This window comes from Stenotrophomonas sp. AN71 (assembly GCF_050435725.1).
In the GTDB taxonomy this organism is placed as follows: domain Bacteria; phylum Pseudomonadota; class Gammaproteobacteria; order Xanthomonadales; family Xanthomonadaceae; genus Stenotrophomonas.
The window spans coordinates 99626-119469 of sequence record NZ_JBNDKU010000005.1 but is presented as its reverse complement, the minus strand read 5'-3'; the positions used below and the strand labels follow the sequence as shown (position 1 = coordinate 119469).

The 19844-nt window shown below is 66.9% G+C and carries 15 protein-coding genes; 10 read left to right on the top strand and 5 right to left on the bottom strand.

Annotated elements, in window-relative coordinates:
• Positions 1-40: 40 nt before the first annotated feature.
• Positions 41-433, bottom strand: coding sequence for a carboxymuconolactone decarboxylase family protein (locus ABH900_RS10125; protein ID WP_164082272.1), 393 nt, complete (start codon positions 431-433; stop codon positions 41-43).
• Complete coding sequence (gene grxC, locus ABH900_RS10120; protein WP_429622734.1) at positions 430-720, bottom strand: glutaredoxin 3; 291 nt, start codon at positions 718-720, stop codon at positions 430-432. Before grxC ends, ABH900_RS10125 begins: the two co-directional genes overlap by 4 nt.
• An 88-nt stretch (positions 721-808) precedes the next feature.
• On the opposite strand from grxC, the gene ABH900_RS10115 reads away from it, so the two are divergent.
• The 9 genes from ABH900_RS10115 (at position 809) to lpxH (ending at position 14418) form a co-directional block, all read left to right on the top strand.
• Complete coding sequence (locus ABH900_RS10115; protein WP_429622733.1) at positions 809-2509, top strand: M48 family metalloprotease; 1701 nt, start codon at positions 809-811, stop codon at positions 2507-2509.
• A 116-nt stretch (positions 2510-2625) separates the two neighbouring features.
• A complete protein-coding gene (gene phoB / locus ABH900_RS10110; RefSeq protein WP_429622732.1) occupies positions 2626-3315 on the top strand; it encodes a phosphate regulon transcriptional regulator PhoB in 690 nt (229 codons plus the stop codon).
• A gap of 106 nt (positions 3316-3421) precedes the next feature.
• Positions 3422-4753: a phosphate regulon sensor histidine kinase PhoR gene (gene phoR / locus ABH900_RS10105; RefSeq protein ID WP_429622731.1), complete on the top strand. Its 1332-nt coding sequence runs from the start codon at positions 3422-3424 to the stop codon at positions 4751-4753.
• Between the two features lie 4 nt (positions 4754-4757).
• Positions 4758-6845, top strand: coding sequence for a polyphosphate kinase 1 (gene ppk1, locus ABH900_RS10100; protein ID WP_429622730.1), 2088 nt, complete (start codon positions 4758-4760; stop codon positions 6843-6845).
• Positions 6846-6988: 143 nt separating this feature from the next.
• On the top strand, positions 6989-8515 hold the full coding sequence (ppx, locus tag ABH900_RS10095) for an exopolyphosphatase (protein WP_429622729.1): 1527 nt from the start codon (positions 6989-6991) through the stop codon (positions 8513-8515).
• A 317-nt stretch (positions 8516-8832) separates the two neighbouring features.
• Entirely contained in the window at positions 8833-11775 is a 2943-nt protein-coding gene (locus tag ABH900_RS10090) for a TonB-dependent receptor domain-containing protein (RefSeq protein ID WP_429622728.1), read from the top strand.
• A 171-nt stretch (positions 11776-11946) separates the two neighbouring features.
• Positions 11947-13092, top strand: coding sequence for a glycosyltransferase family 4 protein (locus ABH900_RS10085; protein WP_429622727.1), 1146 nt, complete (start codon positions 11947-11949; stop codon positions 13090-13092).
• Complete coding sequence (locus ABH900_RS10080) at positions 13073-13612, top strand: phosphatase PAP2 family protein (RefSeq protein WP_429622726.1); 540 nt, start codon at positions 13073-13075, stop codon at positions 13610-13612. Before ABH900_RS10085 ends, ABH900_RS10080 begins: the two co-directional genes overlap by 20 nt.
• Positions 13613-13671: 59 nt before the next feature.
• Positions 13672-14418 carry a UDP-2,3-diacylglucosamine diphosphatase gene (gene lpxH / locus ABH900_RS10075; RefSeq protein WP_429622725.1) on the top strand — a complete coding sequence of 249 codons (747 nt, stop codon included), beginning with the start codon at positions 13672-13674 and terminating at the stop codon, positions 14416-14418.
• Positions 14419-14505: 87 nt separating this feature from the next.
• On the opposite strand, the gene ABH900_RS10070 is transcribed toward lpxH, so the two are convergent.
• Positions 14506-15759 (bottom strand): M12 family metallo-peptidase, encoded by a 1254-nt coding sequence (locus ABH900_RS10070; protein ID WP_429622724.1) that lies wholly within the window; start codon positions 15757-15759, stop codon positions 14506-14508.
• A gap of 226 nt (positions 15760-15985) precedes the next feature.
• On the opposite strand from ABH900_RS10070, the gene ABH900_RS10065 reads away from it, so the two are divergent.
• Positions 15986-17443, top strand: a complete 1458-nt coding sequence (locus ABH900_RS10065; RefSeq protein WP_429622723.1) for a DUF2235 domain-containing protein — start codon at positions 15986-15988, stop codon at positions 17441-17443.
• Positions 17444-17514: 71 nt separating this feature from the next.
• Here ABH900_RS10065 and ABH900_RS10060 read toward each other — a convergent pair whose 3' ends face one another.
• Together ABH900_RS10060 and purF are read right to left on the bottom strand one after the other, a co-directional pair.
• Positions 17515-18339: a ferritin-like domain-containing protein gene (locus tag ABH900_RS10060; protein WP_429622722.1), complete on the bottom strand. Its 825-nt coding sequence runs from the start codon at positions 18337-18339 to the stop codon at positions 17515-17517.
• Between the two features lie 10 nt (positions 18340-18349).
• Positions 18350-19816 carry an amidophosphoribosyltransferase gene (purF, locus tag ABH900_RS10055; RefSeq protein ID WP_010483938.1) on the bottom strand — a complete coding sequence of 489 codons (1467 nt, stop codon included), beginning with the start codon at positions 19814-19816 and terminating at the stop codon, positions 18350-18352.
• Positions 19817-19844 lie beyond the last annotated feature (28 nt).

Sequence of the window (19844 nt, the reverse complement as noted above, 5' to 3'; positions counted from 1 at the left end):
TTCAGGCGATGCCGGCCAGCGGCCGGCACTACCGGAGCACTCAGTGCTCGTGCGCTTCCGGGGCGGCGGCGCCGCCTTCGAGCTGGTCGAGGAAGTCGACCGCGCGGCGCAGGTGCGGGATCACGATCGAGCCGCCGACCACCAGGCCGACCGAGAAGGTTTCGAAGAACTCCTCGCGGGTCACCCCGGCATCCTTGCACTGGGCCACGTGGTAGCTGATGCAGTCGTCGCAGCGCAGCACCATCGACGCCACCAGGCCCAGCAGCTCCTTGGTCTTCACGTCCAGCGCGCCAGCCTGGTAGGTCTGCGTGTCCAGCGCGAAGAAGCGGCGCACTACCTGGTTCGGCTCACCCAGGATGCGTTCGTTCATGCGCTTGCGGAACTCGGTGAACTCGGCGATGCGGTCCTTGCTGCCGTCATCGGCCGCGCTCATGCCTGACCCTGCCCGGCCAGCAGCGGCTCGAGCTTGCCTTCGCGATGCAGCGCCATCATGTCGTCGTAGCCGCCGACGTGAACGTCGCCGACGAAGATCTGCGGCACGCTGGTGCGGCGGGTCAGCGCCACCATCTTCTCGCGCTCGGCCGGGTCCAGGTCGATGCGGACCTCGGTCCACTGCTGGCCCTTGCTCTTCAGGAAGTTCTTGGCGGCCACGCAGTACGGGCAGACGGCGGTGGAATAGAGGGTGATGGCGGGGGCACCGCCGGCGGTCTGGGCTGTCACGGGAAACTCCACGATGGATCGACGGTCTACATATGGTACCGGTGCGCTGGAATTTCCACGCCACGGCCGCAACACTGTGGGTTAACGAATGGTTGCCCCCCGCCCTGCCACGCTTGGCGCGCCCCGCCCGAGGACCTTCTGCTTGCGAGCCCTGCTGCTGACTACCGCCGTCACCCTGGCCCTGGCCATGCCGCTGGCCCAGGCCCAGGAGAAGCTGCCCGACATCGGCTCCTCGGCCGGCGAGCTGCTGACCCCGGCCCGCCAGGCCGAGTACGGCGCGATGATGCTGCGCGAGCTTCGCAACTACGGCTACCTGCTGGACGATCCGCTGGTCAACGACTGGCTGCAGACCATGGGAACCCGGCTCGGCTCCAACAGCGATCAGCCTCGGCAGCCGTACACGTTCTTCGTGATGAAGGACCGCCAGATCAACGCCTTCGCCACTCTGGGCGGCTATGTCGGGGTCAACGCCGGCCTGGTGCTGACCGCCGAGCGCGAAGACGAGGTGGCCGCGGTGCTGTCGCACGAAATCGCCCACGTCACCCAGCAGCACGTGCTGCGCGGGGTCGAGCGCGCCCAGCGTGACCAGATCCCGATCCTGCTGGGCATGCTGGCGGCGGTGGTGGCCGCCCAGGCCAGCAACAGCACCTCATCCGGCAACGCGACCATGGCCGCGATCAGCTCGGGCATGGGCCTGATGCAGCAGCGGCAGATCAACTACACCCGCTCCAACGAGTCCGAGGCCGACCGTCTCGGCATCCGCACGCTGTCGCGCAGCGGCTACGACGTGGATGCCATGGCCGGCTTCTTCGAACGGATGTCGGCGGCGATGCGCGGCAACGAGGGCGGCTACAGCGTGCCCGAGTTCCTGCGCACCCACCCGGTCAACATCACCCGCATCAGCGAGGCCAAGGCACGCGCCGAGCAGATGAAGAAGGACACGGTGCTGCTGACCACGCGCACCCCCACCGGCGAACGCAAGGAACGGGTGGACCCGGCCGATCCCAGCCTGTCCGAACCGCTGCTGCGCGGCAACAACCCGCTGCTGCCCAGCAGCGTGCTGCGCATCCCGATGGGGCAGCTCAGCCGTGGCGCCAGCGGTGACTTCGACTGGGCACGCGAGCGCCTGCGGGTGCTAAGCGCCGATTCCACCCCCGAGCTGGAACGCGAGTATGCCGATCTGGCCAAGCGCCAGAAGGACGGCCTCAACGATGCACAACGCTATGGCCAGGCGCTGGCAGTGATGCGCGGTGGCCGCGCCGGCGCCGGCCAGGCCCGGCAGACCCTGACCGGCCTGCTGCAGACCCACCCCGCAAACCTGTGGCTGGCACTGGGCCTGGGCGAGGCCGAATCGCGGGCCGGCCAGGCCACCCAGGCCAACAGCCGCTTCGAGCAGCTGCTGCGCGAGCACCCCAACAGCCGCCCGGTGGCGTTGACCTATGCCGAGATCCTGAACGAACAGGGCAACCGCGAGGCCGGCCAGCGCGCGCAGGCCATGCTGCGGCCGCTGCTGTCGCAAAGCGGTAACGATCCGGTCTTCCAGCAGCGCTACGCCCGTGCCAGCGAGCTGGCCGGCGACAGCGTGCGCGCCAGCGAAGCCTACGCCGAGGCGGCCTTCCTCAGCGGCCGGCCGGAACAGGCCCTGATGCAGCTGCAGGCACTCAAGCGCAACCCGGCGCTGGACTACATCGGCCGGGCGCGGGTGGATGCGCGCATCGAGTCGATCACCCCGACCGTGCTGGAACTGCGCCGCCAGGGCGTACAGGACCCTGACCTGGACCGCCGCTGAGCGCTGCATGACCGGTCGATGGCAATCCCGGCCGGTTCCGGCCAGGTAGTCACAAACATGTCATCAAACCGTAGTCTACTGGCACCACTCCAGTAACCGAGCCCTACGGTGTCCTCGTGCAGAAACGCATCCTGATCGTCGATGACGAACCCGCGATCCGTGAAATGGTCGCCTTCGCCCTTCGCAAGGGTGACTACGAGCCGGTCCACGCCGGCGACGCCCGTGAAGCCCAGACCGCGATCGCCGACCGCGTCCCCGACCTGATCCTGCTGGACTGGATGCTGCCCGGCACCAGCGGCCTGGACCTGGCCCGCCGCTGGCGCAAGGAAACCCTGACCCGCGAAGTGCCGATCATCATGCTGACCGCCCGCGGCGAAGAGAACGATCGCGTCGGTGGCCTCGAAGCCGGTGTGGACGACTATGTCGTCAAGCCGTTCTCGGCGCGCGAACTGCTGGCCCGCATCCGGGCGGTCATGCGCCGTGCCCGTGACGACGACGAGGACGGCAGCGTGGCCGTTGGCCCGATCCGCATCGACGGCGCCGCCCATCGCGTGTTCGCCAACGACCAGCCGGTGCCGATCGGCCCGACCGAGTACCGGCTGCTGCACTTCTTCATGACCCACCCCGAGCGCGTCTATACCCGCGCCCAGCTGCTGGACCATGTGTGGGGCGGCAGCGTGTACGTGGAAGAGCGCACCATCGACGTGCATATCCGCCGCCTGCGCAAGACGCTTGAACCGTTTGCTGCCGAGAACATGGTGCAGACCGTGCGCGGCGCCGGCTACCGCTTCTCCACCGCCACCTGAGTCTCGTCGTGCCGGCGCCGCGCACCCGCGGGTGCCGGTGCCGGCAACTCTGCTATAACCCTCGGTTCACCCCAGTGAACCGCCGCACCTCAACGACGAGATCGCAATGCCCCGCCACATCCGCTCTGCCTGGTTGAAGACCCTGGCCACCGTTGCCGCGGTACTGCTGTTCGCCGGACTGGTGGGGTGGTTCACAGGCCATCTGTGGCTGTGCATCGCGCTGGGCGCGCTGGCCACCCTGGCCTGGCATTACTGGCGCCTGCGCACCGTGCTGCGTCGCCTGACCGCACGCCAGCGTTGGGACACCGCCGAGGAAGGCACCGGCGTCTGGAACGAACTGGACCGACTGCTGTATCGCAACCAGGTGGAAATGCGCGTGCGCAAGCGCCGCCTGCTGGACATGCTGCGCAGCTACCGCGCCGCCGCCGCCGCCCTGCCCGATGCCGTCGTGGTGCTGGACCGCAACAGCCAGCGCGTGCAGTGGTTCAACGAAGCCGCCACGGCCCTGCTCGGCCTGCACCATCCCGGCGACCTCGGCGAGGCCCTGGTCGAGCGCCTGCAGCCGATGCCGCTGGCGCATTGGCTGGCCGGTGGCCGCAATGCCGAACCGATCCTGGACGTACCTTCACCGGTCGATCCGGCGATCCGCCTGAACCTGCGACTGATTCCCTATTCGTCGGACTACTGGCTGCTGATCGCCCGCGACGTCAGCAAGTTGCTGCGCCTGGAACAGGTGCGCCGCGATTTCGTGGCCAACGTTTCACATGAGCTGCGCACACCGCTCACCGTGGTGCACGGTTATCTGGACATGATGGACCCGGAGGATTTCCCGGGGACCGGACCGATGCTGGAAGAAATGCGCAAGCAGAGCCAGCGCATGGCCCAGCTGGTGGAAGACCTGCTGACCCTGTCGCGGCTGGAATCGCAGGAACACAGCGAGGACGAGACCGTGGCCATGCAGCCGATGCTGGCCACCCTGCGCCGCGAGGCGGAAGCTCACAGCCAGGGCCGCCACCAGATCAGCATCGACGATCTGGCCGGCGTCGACCTGCAGGGTTCCACCAAGGAACTGCACAGCGCGTTCTCCAACCTGGTCACCAACGCGGTGCGCTACACCCCGGCCGGTGGCCGCATCGCGGTGCAGTTCCGCCGCGAAGGCGACGGCGCGGTGCTGGCGGTGCGCGATTCCGGCTATGGCATCCCGGCCAGCCACCTGCCCCGCCTGACCGAACGCTTCTACCGTGTTTCCAGCAGCCGCTCCCGCGAGAGCGGCGGAACCGGCCTAGGCCTGTCCATCGTCAAGCACATCCTCGGCCTGCACCATGCACGGCTGGAGATCGAAAGCGAGGTCGGCAAGGGTTCGGAATTCTCCTGCCATTTCGATGCCGACCACGTGCGACCGCGCGAGTCCGCCCCCCTGACCTCCATCGAAGAATGACGCCATGAGCAGCCTCGGATCCCTCCCCCTCCCCGTGAGCCCGGACAACGATCCGTTGCGCGAGCCGTCGCTGTACATCAACCGCGAGCTGTCGCAGCTGGATTTCAACTTCCGCGTGCTGGCCCAGGCGATGGACCCGCAGGTGCCGCTGCTGGAGCGCCTGCGCTTCATGTGCATCTCCTGCACCAACCTCGACGAGTTCTTCGAGATCCGCGCTGCCGCCGTGCGCCACGCGCAGGAGTTCGGCCTGCCGCCGGCGCCGGATGGGATGAGCCCGCAGACCATCCTCACCGCCATCCATGACCGCGCTGCGGAACTGGTGGACCAGCAGTACCGCTGCTGGAACGAAACGCTGCGCCCGGCCCTGATGGAGGCCGGCATCGGCGTGCTCGGTCGCCACTCCTGGACCGATCGCCAGAAGCGCTGGCTGCGTGCGTACTTCCGCAACGAGATCATGCCGGTGCTGTCGCCGCTGGGCCTGGATCCGGTGCACCCGTTCCCGAAGATCCTCAACAAGTCGCTGAACATCGTGGTGGTGCTCAAGGGCACCGATGCGTTCGGCCGCGCCGGCCATCTGGCCATCGTGCGTGCGCCGCGCTCGCTGCCACGCATCATCCAGCTGCCGGAAAAGCTCGGCGGGCCGCAGAACTTCGTGTTCCTGTCCTCGGTGCTTTCAACGTTCGTCGATGAGCTGTTCCCGGGCATGGAAGTCCAGGGTGCCTACCAGTTCCGCGTCACCCGCAACTCCGAGCTGGTGGTGGACGAGGAGGAAGTGGAAAACCTGGCGCTGGCGCTGCGTGACGAGCTGGTCGACCGCGGCTACCGACCAGCGGTGCGGCTGGAGATCGCCCATGACATGCCGCGCGAGATCGTGCGCACCCTGCTGCAGAACTTCGGCCTGACCGAGAACGCGGTGTACCGCATCGACGGCCCGGTCAACCTCAACCGCATCATCCAGCTGTACGACCTGATCGCGCAGCCGGATCTGAAGTATCCGCCGATGACCCCGCGCACGCTGCGCGACAGCGACGGCATCTTCGAGACCGCCGCGCGCCAGGACCTGCTGCTGCACCACCCGTTCGATGCCTTCACCGCAGTGCTTGACCTGATCCGGCAGGCGGCGATCGATCCCAACGTGCTGGCGATCAAGCAGACGCTGTACCGCACCGGCAAGGATTCGCTGATCGTCGACGCCCTGATCCAGGCCGCACGCAACGGCAAGGATGTGACGGTGGTGGTCGAGCTGCGCGCGCGCTTCGACGAGGAAGCCAACCTGGGCCTGGCCGATCGCCTGCAGGAATCCGGCGTGCAGGTGGTGTACGGCGTGGTCGGCTACAAGACCCACGCCAAGATGCTGCTGATCGTCCGCCGCGAAGGCCGCAAGCTGCGTCGCTACGTGCACCTGGGCACCGGCAACTACCACAGCGGCACCGCACGCGCGTACACCGACATCAGCCTGATCACCGCCGATGCGGACATCGGCAATGATGTGCATCTGCTGTTCCAGCAGCTGTCCGGGCTGGCATCGAAGATGAAGCTCAAGCGCCTGCTGCAGTCGCCCTTCACCCTGCACACCGGCATCCTTGGCCGCATCGAACGCGAGACGCGCATCGCCGCGGCTGGGCGCCCGGCGCGCATCATCGCCAAGATGAACGCACTGAACGAACCGCAGGTGGTGCGCGCGCTGTATGCCGCCTCGCAGGCCGGCGTACAGATCGACCTGATCATCCGCGGCGCCTGCACGCTGCGCCCGGGTGTGCCCGGGGTCTCGGACAAGATCCGTGTACGCTCGATCGTGGGCCGTTTCCTCGAACACAGCCGCGTCTACTGGTTCGGCAACGATGGCGCGCCGGAACTGTACTGCGCCAGCGCCGACTGGCTGGAGCGCAACCTGCTGCGCCGGGTCGAGACCTGCTTCCCGATCCTCGATCCGGAACTGGCCAAGCGGGTTTACCGCGAGGTGCTGCAGAACTACCTGGACGACAATCTCAATGCGTGGGAGCTGGACGCCGAGGGGATCTACCACAAGCGCGCGCCTGCCCACGATGAAGCCCCGCATTCGGCGCAGATGGCATTGATGCAGGGTCTGTGATCCGGGGTGCCGGCCAACGGTCGGCACCCACCCGCCTGCTGTACGGGGTCAGATCCCTTTTCCGCAAAAAAGGGATGTGACCCCATCCCCCTGTGAAGACCGCGCGGTGACGCCGCGACCCGGCCTTCGGCTAACATTCGCCCATGCCGCATACCACCACGACTCCGCCCGCATTGCAGGATGGCGACCTGCTGGCCGCCATCGACCTTGGCTCCAACAGTTTCCACATGGTCATCGCGCGCTACACGCTTGGCCAGTTGCGGGTGATCGACCGCCTGCGCGAGACGGTACGCATGGCCGACGGTCTGGACGGCAAGGGCGGGCTCTCCGCCGCAGCCCGGCAGCGCGCGCTGGAATGCCTGGCCCGCTTCGGCCAGCGCATCCGCAACGTACCGCCGCACCAGGTCCGTGCGCTGGCCACCAACACCGTGCGCCAGCTGCGTTCACCGCAATCGTTCCTGGTCCCGGCCGAAACCGCGCTGGGGCATGCCATTGAAGTGGTCAGCGGCCGCGAAGAAGCGCGCCTGATCTATCTGGGCGTAGCCCACGCGCAACCGCCCAAACCGGGCCAGCGCCGGCTGGTGATCGACATTGGCGGTGGCTCGACCGAATTCATCATCGGCATGGGCATGCAGACCCTGGAGCGCGAGAGCCTGCAGGCCGGCTGCATCGCCAGCACCCGACGCTTCTTCCCCGGCGGCAAGCTGAGCAGGAAGCGCTGGAAGGACGCACTGGCCGAGATCGGGCGCGAGTTCCAGCCCTTCGCCAGCAAGTACCGCGCGCTGGGCTGGCAGGAGGCGCTGGGGTCGTCGGGCACGCACAAGGCGATCAGCGAGATCTGCGCGACGATGAAGCTGAGCAAGGGCGCGATCACCGCCGAAGCCCTGCCGCAGCTGCGCGATGAGCTGCTGAAGGCCCGCAAGATCGACGACATCCAGTTGCCGGGCCTGTCCAGCGATCGCCGTCCGATCATCGCCGGCGGCATCCTGGTACTGGAAGCCGCGTTCCAGGCGCTGGGCCTGCAGAAGCTGCTGGTCAGCAAGGCGGCGATGCGCGAAGGCATCCTCTATGACATCGTCGGCCGTGCCGGCGAGAATGACCTGCGCGACGAATCGGTGGCTGCACTCAGCCAGCGCTATGGCATCGATACGGCGCAGGCCGACCGCGTGCAGGACACCGCGCTGTCATTGCTGGAACAGGTGCAGGAGCGCTGGAAGCTCGACGCCGATGACGCGCGCATGCTCGGCTGGGCCGCGCGCCTGCACGAGCTGGGCCTGATGATCGCCCACAGCGGCTATCACGTGCACGGCAGCTATGTGCTGGAACATTCGGACATCGCCGGCTTTTCGCGCCAGGAGCAGCAGATGCTGGCCGCACTGGTGCGCAGCCACCGCCGCAGCGTGACCAAGACGGCCTTCGATGCCCTGCCCGAGCGCCTGCTGCTGACTGCACGCCGGTTGGCCGCCCTGCTTCGGCTGGCCGTGCTGCTCAACCGTGCCCATGAGGACGCCCCGCTGCCGGCGCTGGAACTGACCGCCGACGACAACCGGCTGTCGCTGATCGTGCCGCAGGCCTTCATCGACGCCCGCCCACTGTTGCGCGCCGACCTGATCGGCGAAACCGACGGCATCGCCGGTCTGGGCATCCAGTTCCGGCCCTTCGTGGCCTGAATACGCTGTCCTGTGCTGTCCACCGGACAGCCAGGGTGACGTGCTTCCCGATCCCACTTTGCGCAGTCTGGCGGTTTTTTGTGCTGCTTCGCAACACAGCGGGCCTCCGCCTGGGATCTTCATCATCACGTAAGCATCTGCTTTTGTTCACGTTTGGTGAAGGGAAGCGGTGCCTTGCGACATAAATTGATACGAACTCTTTACAGGGCATTAACCAACGAGACTACTATCGGGTCACCGGCTCGGTCATCGACCCTGCTGGCTCCTTCGACGCCCACTTTGGCGTCCGTTGCACGACCTGAGAGAGAGAGCTCGCCATGACTTCACGCACCACCCCACTGGGGCAGGCCATCCGCTACGCCCTGGCTACCACCGCAGCGCTGGCCGCCCTGCCCGCGTTCGCCCAGGACGGCAGCGGCGCCACCCCGACCAACCTCGATCGCATCGAGATCACCGGCTCGCGCATCCGCCAGGTGGACGTGGAAACCGCCCAGCCGGTGTTCGCGATCACCCGTACGGCCATCGAGCAGCAGGGCTTCAGCTCGGTCGCCGACATCCTGCAGAACGTCACCGCGATGGGCAGCCCGGCGATCAGCCGCGCCAACGCGCTGACCGCCGGTGAGAACGCGGGTGGTTCGTACATCGACATGCGCAACCTGGGCACCCAGCGCACGCTGGTGCTGATCAACGGCAAGCGCCTGGGCATCAGCACCTCGGGCTACCAGGACATCTCCACGATCCCGGTCTCGGCGGTGGAGCGCATCGAAGTGCTGAAGGATGGCGCGTCGGCCATCTACGGTTCCGATGCCATGTCCGGCGTGGTCAACATCATCACCCGCTCGAATGTCACCGGTGTGACCGCCAACGTCTACCACGGCCAGTTCAGCCAGGGCGACGGCGCACGCGACCGCTTCGACGTGGTGGCCGGCTGGAGCAATGACCGCATCTCGCTGACCGTGGCTGCCGAACATGCCGAGGAAAAGGCCGTATGGGCCAAGGACCGTGGCTTCAGCGCCTACGGCCTCACCGACCGCCATGCCGACAACCTGACCAACTGGACCACCCTCAGCCAGTACGGCCAGTTCACCGGCCTGAAGGGACGCCCGGGCTGCACCAACGCGAAGGACGGCTGCAACTACTCGCTCAACCGCGGTACCGACCCGACCAACCCGGCCAACTACCACATCACCGATCCGTCGGCGTTCACCGGCGACGTCAGCAACGCCAATGACCAGATGCACCTGAACTTCCCGCTCAAGCGTGATTCGGTGTACTTCGACGGTCGCTTCAAGATCACCGACAACGTCAACTTCCGCACCGAGCTGGGCTACAACAAGCGCAAGGCCGTGCGCCAGATCGCCGGCTACCCGCTGCAGTCGAGCACCGCAGGCGTGGGCTCGATGTCGATCGACAGCTACTTCAACCCGTTCGGCCGCCAGCACGGCTACGCCACCCCGACCGCCGTGGCCTGGAACCGCCGCACCTGGGAAGTGCCGCGCGTGACCACCAGCGAGCTGAAGACCTACCGCGCAGTGGCCTCGTTCGACGGTTCGTTCGAGATCGGCAGCCGCTTCTTCGACTGGGAAGCGGGCTACCAGTACAACCGCAACGAGCTGGAAACCATCGCCACCGGCAACCTGCACAAGGCCCGCGTCGCCGGCGGCGTCGGCCCGTCGTTCTACAATGCAGCCACCGGCAAGGTCCAGTGCGGCACCGCTGCTGCACCGATCTCCTATGACGTGTGCAAGCCGTGGAACCCGCTGGTGCCGTACGGCACGATCGATCCGAACGGCATCGATGGCAATGCCGCGCTGCAGGAATGGCTGTTCCCGCCGGAGGTCACCACCGGCAAGACCACCAGCAAGAACTTCTTCGCCAACATCGCCGGTTCCATCGTGACCCTGCCGGCCGGCGACCTGGGCTTCGCGTTCGGTGTGGAAAGCCGCAAGGAAACCGGTGAGTACCGTCCGGATCCGCTGGCGCAGACCGGTGCCACCACCAACCTGGCCGCTGGCCCGACCGGTGGCGGCTACAAGGTCAACGAGGCGTACCTGGAAATCAACGTGCCGGTGCTGGCGGACCTGCCGGGCGCGAAGGAACTGACCTTCAACGGCGCCACCCGCTTCTCCGATTACAACACCTTCGGCAACACGCTCAACAGCAAGTTCGGCTTCAAGTGGAAGCCGTTCGACCAGCTGCTGGTCCGTGGTACCTGGGCCGAAGGCTTCCGCGCCCCGACCATCAACGATCTGTATGGTGGTGGCTCGCAGACCTTCGCCCAGTTCAGCGATCCCTGCGACGTGCAGTTCGGCTCCTCGCGCACCAGCGCCGAAGTCCGTGCGCGCTGCGCCCGTGACATCGCCAACGCTGCAACCTTCCGCCAGCTGCGCCAGGGCAACCAGCCGGTAGCCACGTCCGTGGATGCCACGCCGGTGCCGTTCGTGTCCGGCTCCAACCCGAACCTGACCCCGGAAACCTCGACCAGCAAGACCCTGGGCCTGGTCTGGAGCCCGGGCTTCATCAAGAACTTCAACGCATCGCTGGACTGGTGGAAGATCCGCATCGACAACACCATCGTTGCCGACAGCCCCACCCAGATCCTGATCGACTGCTACGAGCAGGGCATCGATGCACGCTGCCAGCGCTTCACCCGTGACAAGTCGACCGGCCCGACCGCCGGCATCGTCGATACCCTGCAGTTCGGCAGCCGCAACGCCGGCTTCATGGAAACCGAAGGCTACGACCTGGACCTGAACTACCGCCTGGAAACCAACGTCGGCAAGTTCAACGCCGGCTGGGCCACCACCTATGTCAGCAAGAGCGAGTTCCGCTCGACCAACGACAGCACGGTGGTACCGACCGTCTCCAACGGCATCGGCAGCAACTTCCGCGTCCGCTCGAACCTGGTGGTGGGCTGGGAGCTGGGCAACTTCGGCGTCAGCTGGACCGCGCGTTACTACTCCGGCGTGAAGGAGCAGTGCGTGGACATCCGCTCGTATCCGGATGAGTGCTCCGATCCGAACGTCTACGCCCCGTGGTACAAGGGCGCACGCAACTACAACGAGCGTGGTTCGGTCACCTTCCACGACGTGCAGTTCCGTTACTCGCTGCCGTGGGATGCCACCGTCTCGGTCGGTGCCAACAACGTGTTCGAGAAGACCGGCCCGATCATGTACACCAAGCCGAACTCGGCTTTCTCGTACTACGGCGGCTACGACATCGGTCGCTTCGTCTACATGAAGTACCAGCAGCGCTTCTGATCCATCGCGCTGTGACGTAACGCACAACGACCACGGCCCTTCGGGGCCGTGGTTTTTTTTGCGAGCCGCCATTCCATACGGTGGCCGCAGCCGCCGTCATCTGCTGGTCGCAAAGCGGTCATGTCGGCTACATCGCCAGGCCCGAGCATGCCGGAAACCCGGAGGCCCGCCATGCGCTATGCCATCGTCACCGAGACCTATCCGCCGGAAGTGAACGGTGTTGCCCTTACCGTGCAGGGCCTTGAGCTGGGGCTGCGCGCAGCCGGCCACGAGATCGATCTGGTCAGGCCCCGCCAGGCCAGCGAGGCCATGGATTCGGCACCGGGTACCCTGCTGGTCCCCGGCGCGGCCCTGCCCCGCTACCCGGGCCTGCGCTTCGGCCTGCCGGCACCGATCCGGCTGGGCCGCCACTGGCAGAAACAGCGTCCGGATGCGGTCTACATCGCCACCGAAGGCCCGCTCGGCTGGTCGGCGCTGCGTACCGCGCGCCGCCTCGGCATTCCGGTCGCCAGTGGCTTCCACACCCGCTTCGACGAATACCTGCCCGACTATGGCGTGGCGTGGCTGCAGGCTGCGGCCATGCGCTGGATGCGCCGTTTCCACAACCAGGCCGATGCAACCCTGGTCCCCACCCGCGAGCTGCAGCAGTTCCTCGGCGAACAGGGCTTCGAGCGCGTGCGCCTGCTGGCCCGCGCAGTGGACAGCCAGCAGTTCGATCCGGGCCGCCGCGATCCGGCGTTGCGCGAGGAATGGGGCGTGGATGGCAACGGCCTGGTGGCGATCTACGTGGGTCGAATCGCCGCCGAGAAGAATCTCGGTCTGGCCGTGAAGGCTTTTCGCCGCCTGCAGCAGATCCGCCCGAAGGCGCGCTTCGTCTGGGTCGGCGATGGGCCGGCCCGCGAGAAACTGGCCCATGAAAACCCCGATTTCATCTTCTGCGGCATCCAGCGCGGCGACGCCCTGTCCCGCCACTTCGCCAGCGGCGACCTGTTCCTGTTCCCCAGCCGCAGCGAGACCTTTGGCAACGTGACTCTTGAAAGCATGGCCAGCGGTGTAGCGACCGTGGCGTTCGACTACGGTGCCGCGCGCGAATACCTGCGCAGCGGCGAGAACGGCGCGGCGGTGGATAGTGACGAGCAGTTCATCGAGGCGGCCGTGCAGCTGGCTGCCGATGATGCGCAACGCCGCGAACTGGGCGGCAACGCCGCGCGCGCGATGAAGCGGCTGCATCCCCAGCAGGTAGTGGCAGAGTTCGATGCCCTGCTGGCTGAACTGGCCCAGTCGCGGAGGAGCGGCCATGCGCACCACGCCGCTTGAACTGCTGGCCGGACGCGAAGCGCGGCTGTGCCGTCGGGCCAACCACTATTGCCGCCGCCGCCGCGTGCGTCGCCTGTTCTCGGTCATCAGCCGCCTCGGCGATGGCGTGTTCTGGTATGTGCTGATGGGCGCTCTGGTGGTGCTCGATGGCTTCGATGGTCTGCGCGCCTCGGTGCACATGGCGGCCACCGGCCTGGCCGCCCTGCTGCTGTACAAGGGGCTCAAGCGCTGGACCCGGCGCCCGCGGCCGTATGCCGCCGATCTGCGCATCCGCGCCTGGGTGGCACCACTGGACGAGTTCAGCTTCCCCTCCGGGCACACCCTGCATGCGGTGTCGTTCACCATCGTTGCGCTGGCCTACTACCCGTGGCTGGCACCGCTGCTGGTGCCGTTCACCGTCGGCGTCGCACTGTCGCGTGTGGTATTGGGCCTGCACTACCCCAGCGATGTACTGGCCGCCACCGGCATCGCCGCTCTGCTGGCAACGGCCAGCCTGGTCTGGCTGCCGTTGCCGGTGTGACGACCGCTGCCAGGCATGGCCCGGCGCTACCGTCATCGTTGATGCCCTAGAATGCGGGCATGACCACGTTGTTCATTTCCGACCTGCACCTGGACCCCAGCCGTCCGGAGATCACCGACCTGTTCCTGCGCTTTCTGCGCGAGCAGGCGCCCGGCGCCGACGCGCTGTACATCCTTGGCGACCTGTTCGAAGCCTGGATCGGCGACGACACGCCTTCGCCTGCCGCCGACGCGGTGGCCGATGCGCTCAAGGTGCTGTCCGACAGCGGCGTGCCGGTGTACTTCATCCGCGGCAACCGCGATTTCCTGCTCGGCGAGCACTACGCTCAGCGCGCCGGCCTGCGCATCCTGCCCGATCCGTGCGTGATCGACCTGTACGGGCAGCCGGTACTGCTGCAGCACGGCGACCTGCTGTGCACCGATGACATTCCCTACCAGCAGTTCCGCGCGCAGACGCGTGACCCGGTCTTCCAGGCGCAGTTCCTGTCGCAGCCGCTGGCCGCGCGCATCGCCTTCGCGCAGAAGGCGCGTGAAGCCAGCCAGGCCCGCCAGTCGGAAATGAAGCAGGGCGATCGGGCGCAGTTCGAAACCGTGACCGACGTGGCGCCTGCCGAAGTCGATGCCACCTTCGTGCGCCACGGCGTGGATACCATGATCCATGGGCATACCCACCGCCCGGCCATCCACACGTTGCAGGCCGGTGGGCACGACCGCACCCGCATCGTGCTCGGCGACTGGTACGAACAGGGTTCGGTGCTGCGCGTGGATGCCAGCGGCTGGTCGCTGGACACCCTCGCGCGCGAATGATGGATCGCAGGATGCCAACCAAGGTTGGCATCTACCAGAGCAGGTGCACGTGCCCGGGTAGACGCCGACCTTGGTCGGCGCTTGGGCTCAGCGGAAGGCCGCGATGGTGGCCTTGGTATTGACCAGCACGCGCTGGTTGTCGGCCGTACTGGCATTACCCATCGGAATGCCGTTGTAGCTGATGTTGGGATTGGACCAGTAGTTCAGGCGCGGGCAGCTGCGGGTGCAGTTGTAGGCCATGATCGTGCGCCAGCCGGTGCCGGTGGCCGGCTCGTAGCGGTAGCCGTGGCCATAGGCGTAGGGGGAGGTGCTGGAGTCGGTGGCGATGTCATGCCGCGCGCTCTGCAGGTGCCCGATTTCATGTGCGAACGAGTAGTAGCCGGTCGCACAATCCCAGTACACCGCCGCGAACGCGGTCGAGGCGGTCGAGCCGATGCCCGACGCCAGGCCGCAGTATGCGGTGTTGTTGATCAGCAATACGCCGACGTCGGCCGCAGTGGTGTTGCGGCTGGTGTGGATGCTGTCCATGTAGCCGTCGCTGGTGCCACGGAAGCGTGCCAGGTCGGTATCGAAGCTGCCCGACTCGGTGTAGCTGGTGGTCTCGTAACCGGCCAGCTGCATGGTGATGCCGACGTTGCTGTTGACGTAGCCCTGGTTGGACTCGGCCACCGCCAGCTGCACCAGCGACTGCATGTTGCCGCCGTACGCAGCCACTGCGGCATTGGTCGCCACCACCAGCACGCGGATGGTGGCCGGCGTGCCGGACGATGCCTGCGCGGCGCCGAGGCGATCGTTGTCGCCCATCGGGATCTTCGGCAGCTGGTTGTAGTCGGCCGGATGATCGGCCGGCATCCGCGATTCGTCCACCTCGACCAGCACGTGGCGGTTGCCCAGCGGGCGCAGGCGGTACAGCTTGCCGTCCTTGCGGATGGAGCCGGTGAGGGTGTCGCCCGAACGCACCAGGATCACCGAATTGCCCGGATCGTCCTGGCCGTTGGAGGTGGCCGCCGTCAGCTTGTCCGAAGGCGAGCGCAGCTGGCCATACCAGACGCTGCCGCCATCGGGCAGCGCTTCGAGCTTGCTGCGCACCGCCTGCACGCGCTGGCCGAGCAGCTCGAATTCCAGCTGCGGCTGCGCCGTCGCCGCCGCATCCACACGCACTTCCTGCACCGCCGCCGTGGACGGCGCGGCCAGCAGCTTGCCCAATGCGGGCTCACTGGTCGCCGATGCACGGCTGAGTACCGTCACCGGTTCAAACAACGGTGCCGCATGTGCGGCTGCCGCCACCGACAAACCCAACACCAGGCCACCTGCCGCTTTACCAATCGATCTGGACAACATTGCGTCGCTCCTTGAATGATGTGAACAGCGTTGATGCAGCACGACCCGGGAATGCCGGGTCTGGCCATCTGGCCTGCGCAGGTCGTGTGAATTCAATAGACGATGCGAATGAAAATCAGAAAATGTGATCGACTGCATCTGCGTTCAGCCAGGTCAATAGCGTCACTGCACGTCGTAAACACACAACTTTCGCGCTACCGTGACGCAGCCACGACGGGGAATGCACATGGCACCATCGCAGGACACGGACGAAGATGTCGGCTTGCTGCGGATCGGCATGTTCTTCGATGGCACGCGCAACAACGCGCACAACCTGGCGCGCGATCGCCCGCAGCTGCCGCAGCCCCGACCCGCGCAGCTGCGCGCGGATGATGATTCGACCTACCAGAGCCGGCTGACCAGCAGCTACGACAACGGCCTGACCAACATCGCGCGTCTGCAGCAGCTATACCCGGACAGCCGCCTTGAGGTGCTCGCCGCGCCTTCGTTATCGCTGTATGTGGAAGGTGTCGGTACCCGTGATGATGCCGATGATGATCTGATCGGATTGGCCTTCGGCATCGGCGCCAGTGGTGTGCGCGCGAAGGTGCAACGCGCGCTGCAGGTACTGCTGCCGGCCGCGCTGGCCGCGCTCGCCACGCACTGGCGGCAACCGTTGCGGCGCGTGCAGCTGGATCTGTTCGGTTATTCGCGCGGTGCCGCTGCAGCGCGTGATGTTGCCAACCAGCTGCAGCAGTGGGACCGCGAACGATGGCGGCAACTACTGCTGGCATCGGGCCTGGCCTGCAGCGCGGATTTTGCGCCGGCTTCGCTCCTGCTGCGCTTCATCGGCCTGTTCGACACGGTGGTCTCGGTCAATGGCGGGCGCGCCGACGAGCGACCACAGGTGCAGCTGCGTGCCGGCATCGCTGCTCAGGTCCTGCAGCTGAGCGCGCGCGACGAGCACCGCCAGCACTACCCCCTCACCAGCGTGGCGCCCCCCTTTGCCGAGATCGCCTTGCCCGGCGTGCACGCCAACATCGGCGGCGGCTACAACCAGACCGAGGAAGGCCCCAAGCTGCTGAGCCGGCCACGGCGGCAGCAGTTGCGCCGTGCTGCCGTGGCCGATTACCAGACGCCACCACTGGCGGTGCTGCAGGCGACCACCGCCTATGCCGAAGCACAGGCCGATGCCGAGCGTTGGCGCCAGCAGCTGGGTGCGGACGAGAGCGAGGTGTGGGTCGATGTCTGGCACCAGTGGCAGCAGCAGCGCCGCGCGGGAAGCCGCAGCGTGCTGCTCTCCCCGGTGCTGTACGTGACGGCTGCGGTGGTGCTGCGCCGGCGCATCGACTGGCGCTACCAGTTGATCGCGCTGCAGGTGATGCAGCGGCATGCGCGCGACGCCGGCGTGCAGTGGCGTGCCGACGCTGCCGATGTTGCCGGCTGGGAACTGCCGTCGGCCCTGCAGCCGATCGCGCGGCGGCTGGTGGCCGGGCAGGCGTTGACCCAGCCCCAGGAAGCCCTGCTGCGGCGGCGCTACCTGATGCAGTCGGCGCACTGGAATTTCGATGCACTGGGCGATACCGCGCTGACCTATGCCGCCGATGCCGGGGTCAGCGAACTGCCCTACCGGCCCGGGCCCGGACTGTTCTACATCAACCGGCCCACGGTGGACGGCAAGCGCGTGGTGTTGCCCAACGCGTGACAACGAAAAAGGGGACGGAGGGAATCAAGTCGTTCATGCATAAACGACTTGATTCCCTCCGTCCCCTTTTTTCAGCCGGCCTGTTCGAGCAGGTTGGCCAGCTCGTCGGCATCGAAACCGGCCAGCAGGCGCGCTTCCATGTTGAACGGTCCGTGCAGGTAACCGCCGGCGTACTCCACCAGCAGTTGCCGGAAACGTGCGCGTGGTTCGACGCCGGCGCGGTCGCAGTACCAGCGGTACCAGCGCGAACCGGCGGCGACGTGCGCCACTTCCTCGCGCAGGATCACCTCCAGCACGTCGGCGGTTTCGCCATCACCGACATTGCGCAGCTTGTCGATCATGCCCGGGGTCACGTCCAGGCCGCGTGCCTCCAGCACGCGTGGTACCAGCGCCATGCGTGCCAGGCCGTCATGCGCGGTCTTCTCGCACATCTCCCACAGGCCGTTGTGCGCGGGAAAATCGGCGTAATCGTGGCCATGCGCCAACAGGCGCCCGCGCAGCAGCATGAAGTGCCGCGACTCGTCGTCGGCACAGCTGACCCAGTCGGCATGGAACGCCGACGGCAGGCCGCGGAAGCGATACACCGCATCCCACGCCAGGTCGATCGCGTTGAGCTCGATATGGGCGATGGCATGGATGAAGGCGGCCCGCCCTTCCACGCCGCCCAGCCCGCGCCGCGGCACCTCGCGTGGATGCACCAGCACCAGCTGCGGCGGCCGTCCCGGCATGCGGATCGGCTCCGGCGGCGGCGCATCGACACTTGCTTTCAGGCGGCCGGCACGGAACGCGGCGGCATACGCCTGGGTCATTGCGACCTTGCGCAGCGGATCGGCTTCAGCCAGGCACTGCTGCGCAGCGCGCAGCAGATCACCCTCGACATCGGGTACCTCGACCACGACCTGGCCCTCAGGCGCGGCGCTTGTGCTTGGCGTCGTCCGAACGCAGCTGCTGGATGCGCTCGAAGTAGCCCGGCTCGATGCCGGTCGGGTAGTGGCCGTTGAAACAGGACGAATCGAAGTTGCGCAGCGCCGGATTGCCCTCGCTCACCGCCGCTTCCATGTCTTCCAGATCCTGGTAGATCAGCCAGTCGCAGCCCAGGTGGGCTTCGATCTCTTCCACGCTGCGGTTGTGCGCGACCAGCTCTTCGGCGGCCGGCATGTCGATGCCATAGATGTTCGGGTAACGCACCGGCGGTGCGGCGCTGGCCAGGTAGACCTTTCGCGCACCTGCATCGCGGGCCATCTGCACGATCTGCTGGCTGGTGGTGCCACGCACGATCGAGTCGTCCACCAGCAGCACCACGCGGTTGCGGAACTCCAGGTGGATCGGGTTGAGCTTGCGACGCACCGACTTCACGCGTTCACCCTGCCCCGGCATGATGAAGGTGCGGCCGATGTAGCGGTTCTTGATGAAGCCTTCGCGGTACTTCACCCCGAGCACGTTGGAAATTTCCAGCGCAGCATCGCGCGAGGTATCCGGGATCGGGATGATGGTGTCGATGTCGTGGTCCGGGCGCAGCCGCAGGATCTTCTCGCCCAGCTTGATGCCCATGCGCATGCGCGCCTTGTGCACCGAGACGTTGTCGATCATCGAATCCGGGCGCGCGAAGTACACGTACTCGAAGATGCACGGGGTGTGCTCGGCCGGCTCGGCGCAGATCTCCGAGAACAGCTCACCGCGCGCGGTGATCACCAGCGCTTCGCCCGGCTGCACGTCGCGCACGCGTTGGAAGCCCAGCACGTCCAGCGCGGCCGACTCGGAGGCCACGATGTACTCATCGCCCTCGGCGTGGCTGCGCTTGCCCAGCACCAGCGGGCGGATGCCGTGCGGATCGCGGAAGGCGACCAGGCCCAGCCCCAGCACCACGCTGACCACCGCATAGCCGCCCTTGCAGCGACGATGCACGCCGGCCACCGCACGGATCGCGGCCTCCGGGCTGAGCTGGCGCTGCTGCTCCAGTTCATAGGCGAACACGTTCAGCAGCACTTCGCTGTCCGAATCGGTGTTGACGTTGCGGCGGTCCTGCTCGAACACCTGCTGGCGTAGTGCCTCGGTGTTGATCAGGTTCCCGTTGTGGGCCAGCGCGATGCCGTACGGCGAATTGACGTAGAACGGCTGCGCCTCGTCCATGCCCTCCGAGCCGGCGGTCGGATAGCGCACGTGCGCGATGCCGACGCTGCCTTCCAGGGTGGACATGGTGCGGGCATCGAACACATCGCGGACCAGACCGGTGGCCTTCTGCACCCGCAGCCGGCTGCCGTTGACCGTGGCGATGCCCGCCGCGTCCTGGCCGCGATGCTGGAGGACGGTCAAGCCGTCATACAACTGCCCGGCGACGTTCTGGTTGCCGACGATTCCGACGATGCCACACATGGTGCGAGGTCTCCGCTGGGCTGTGCCC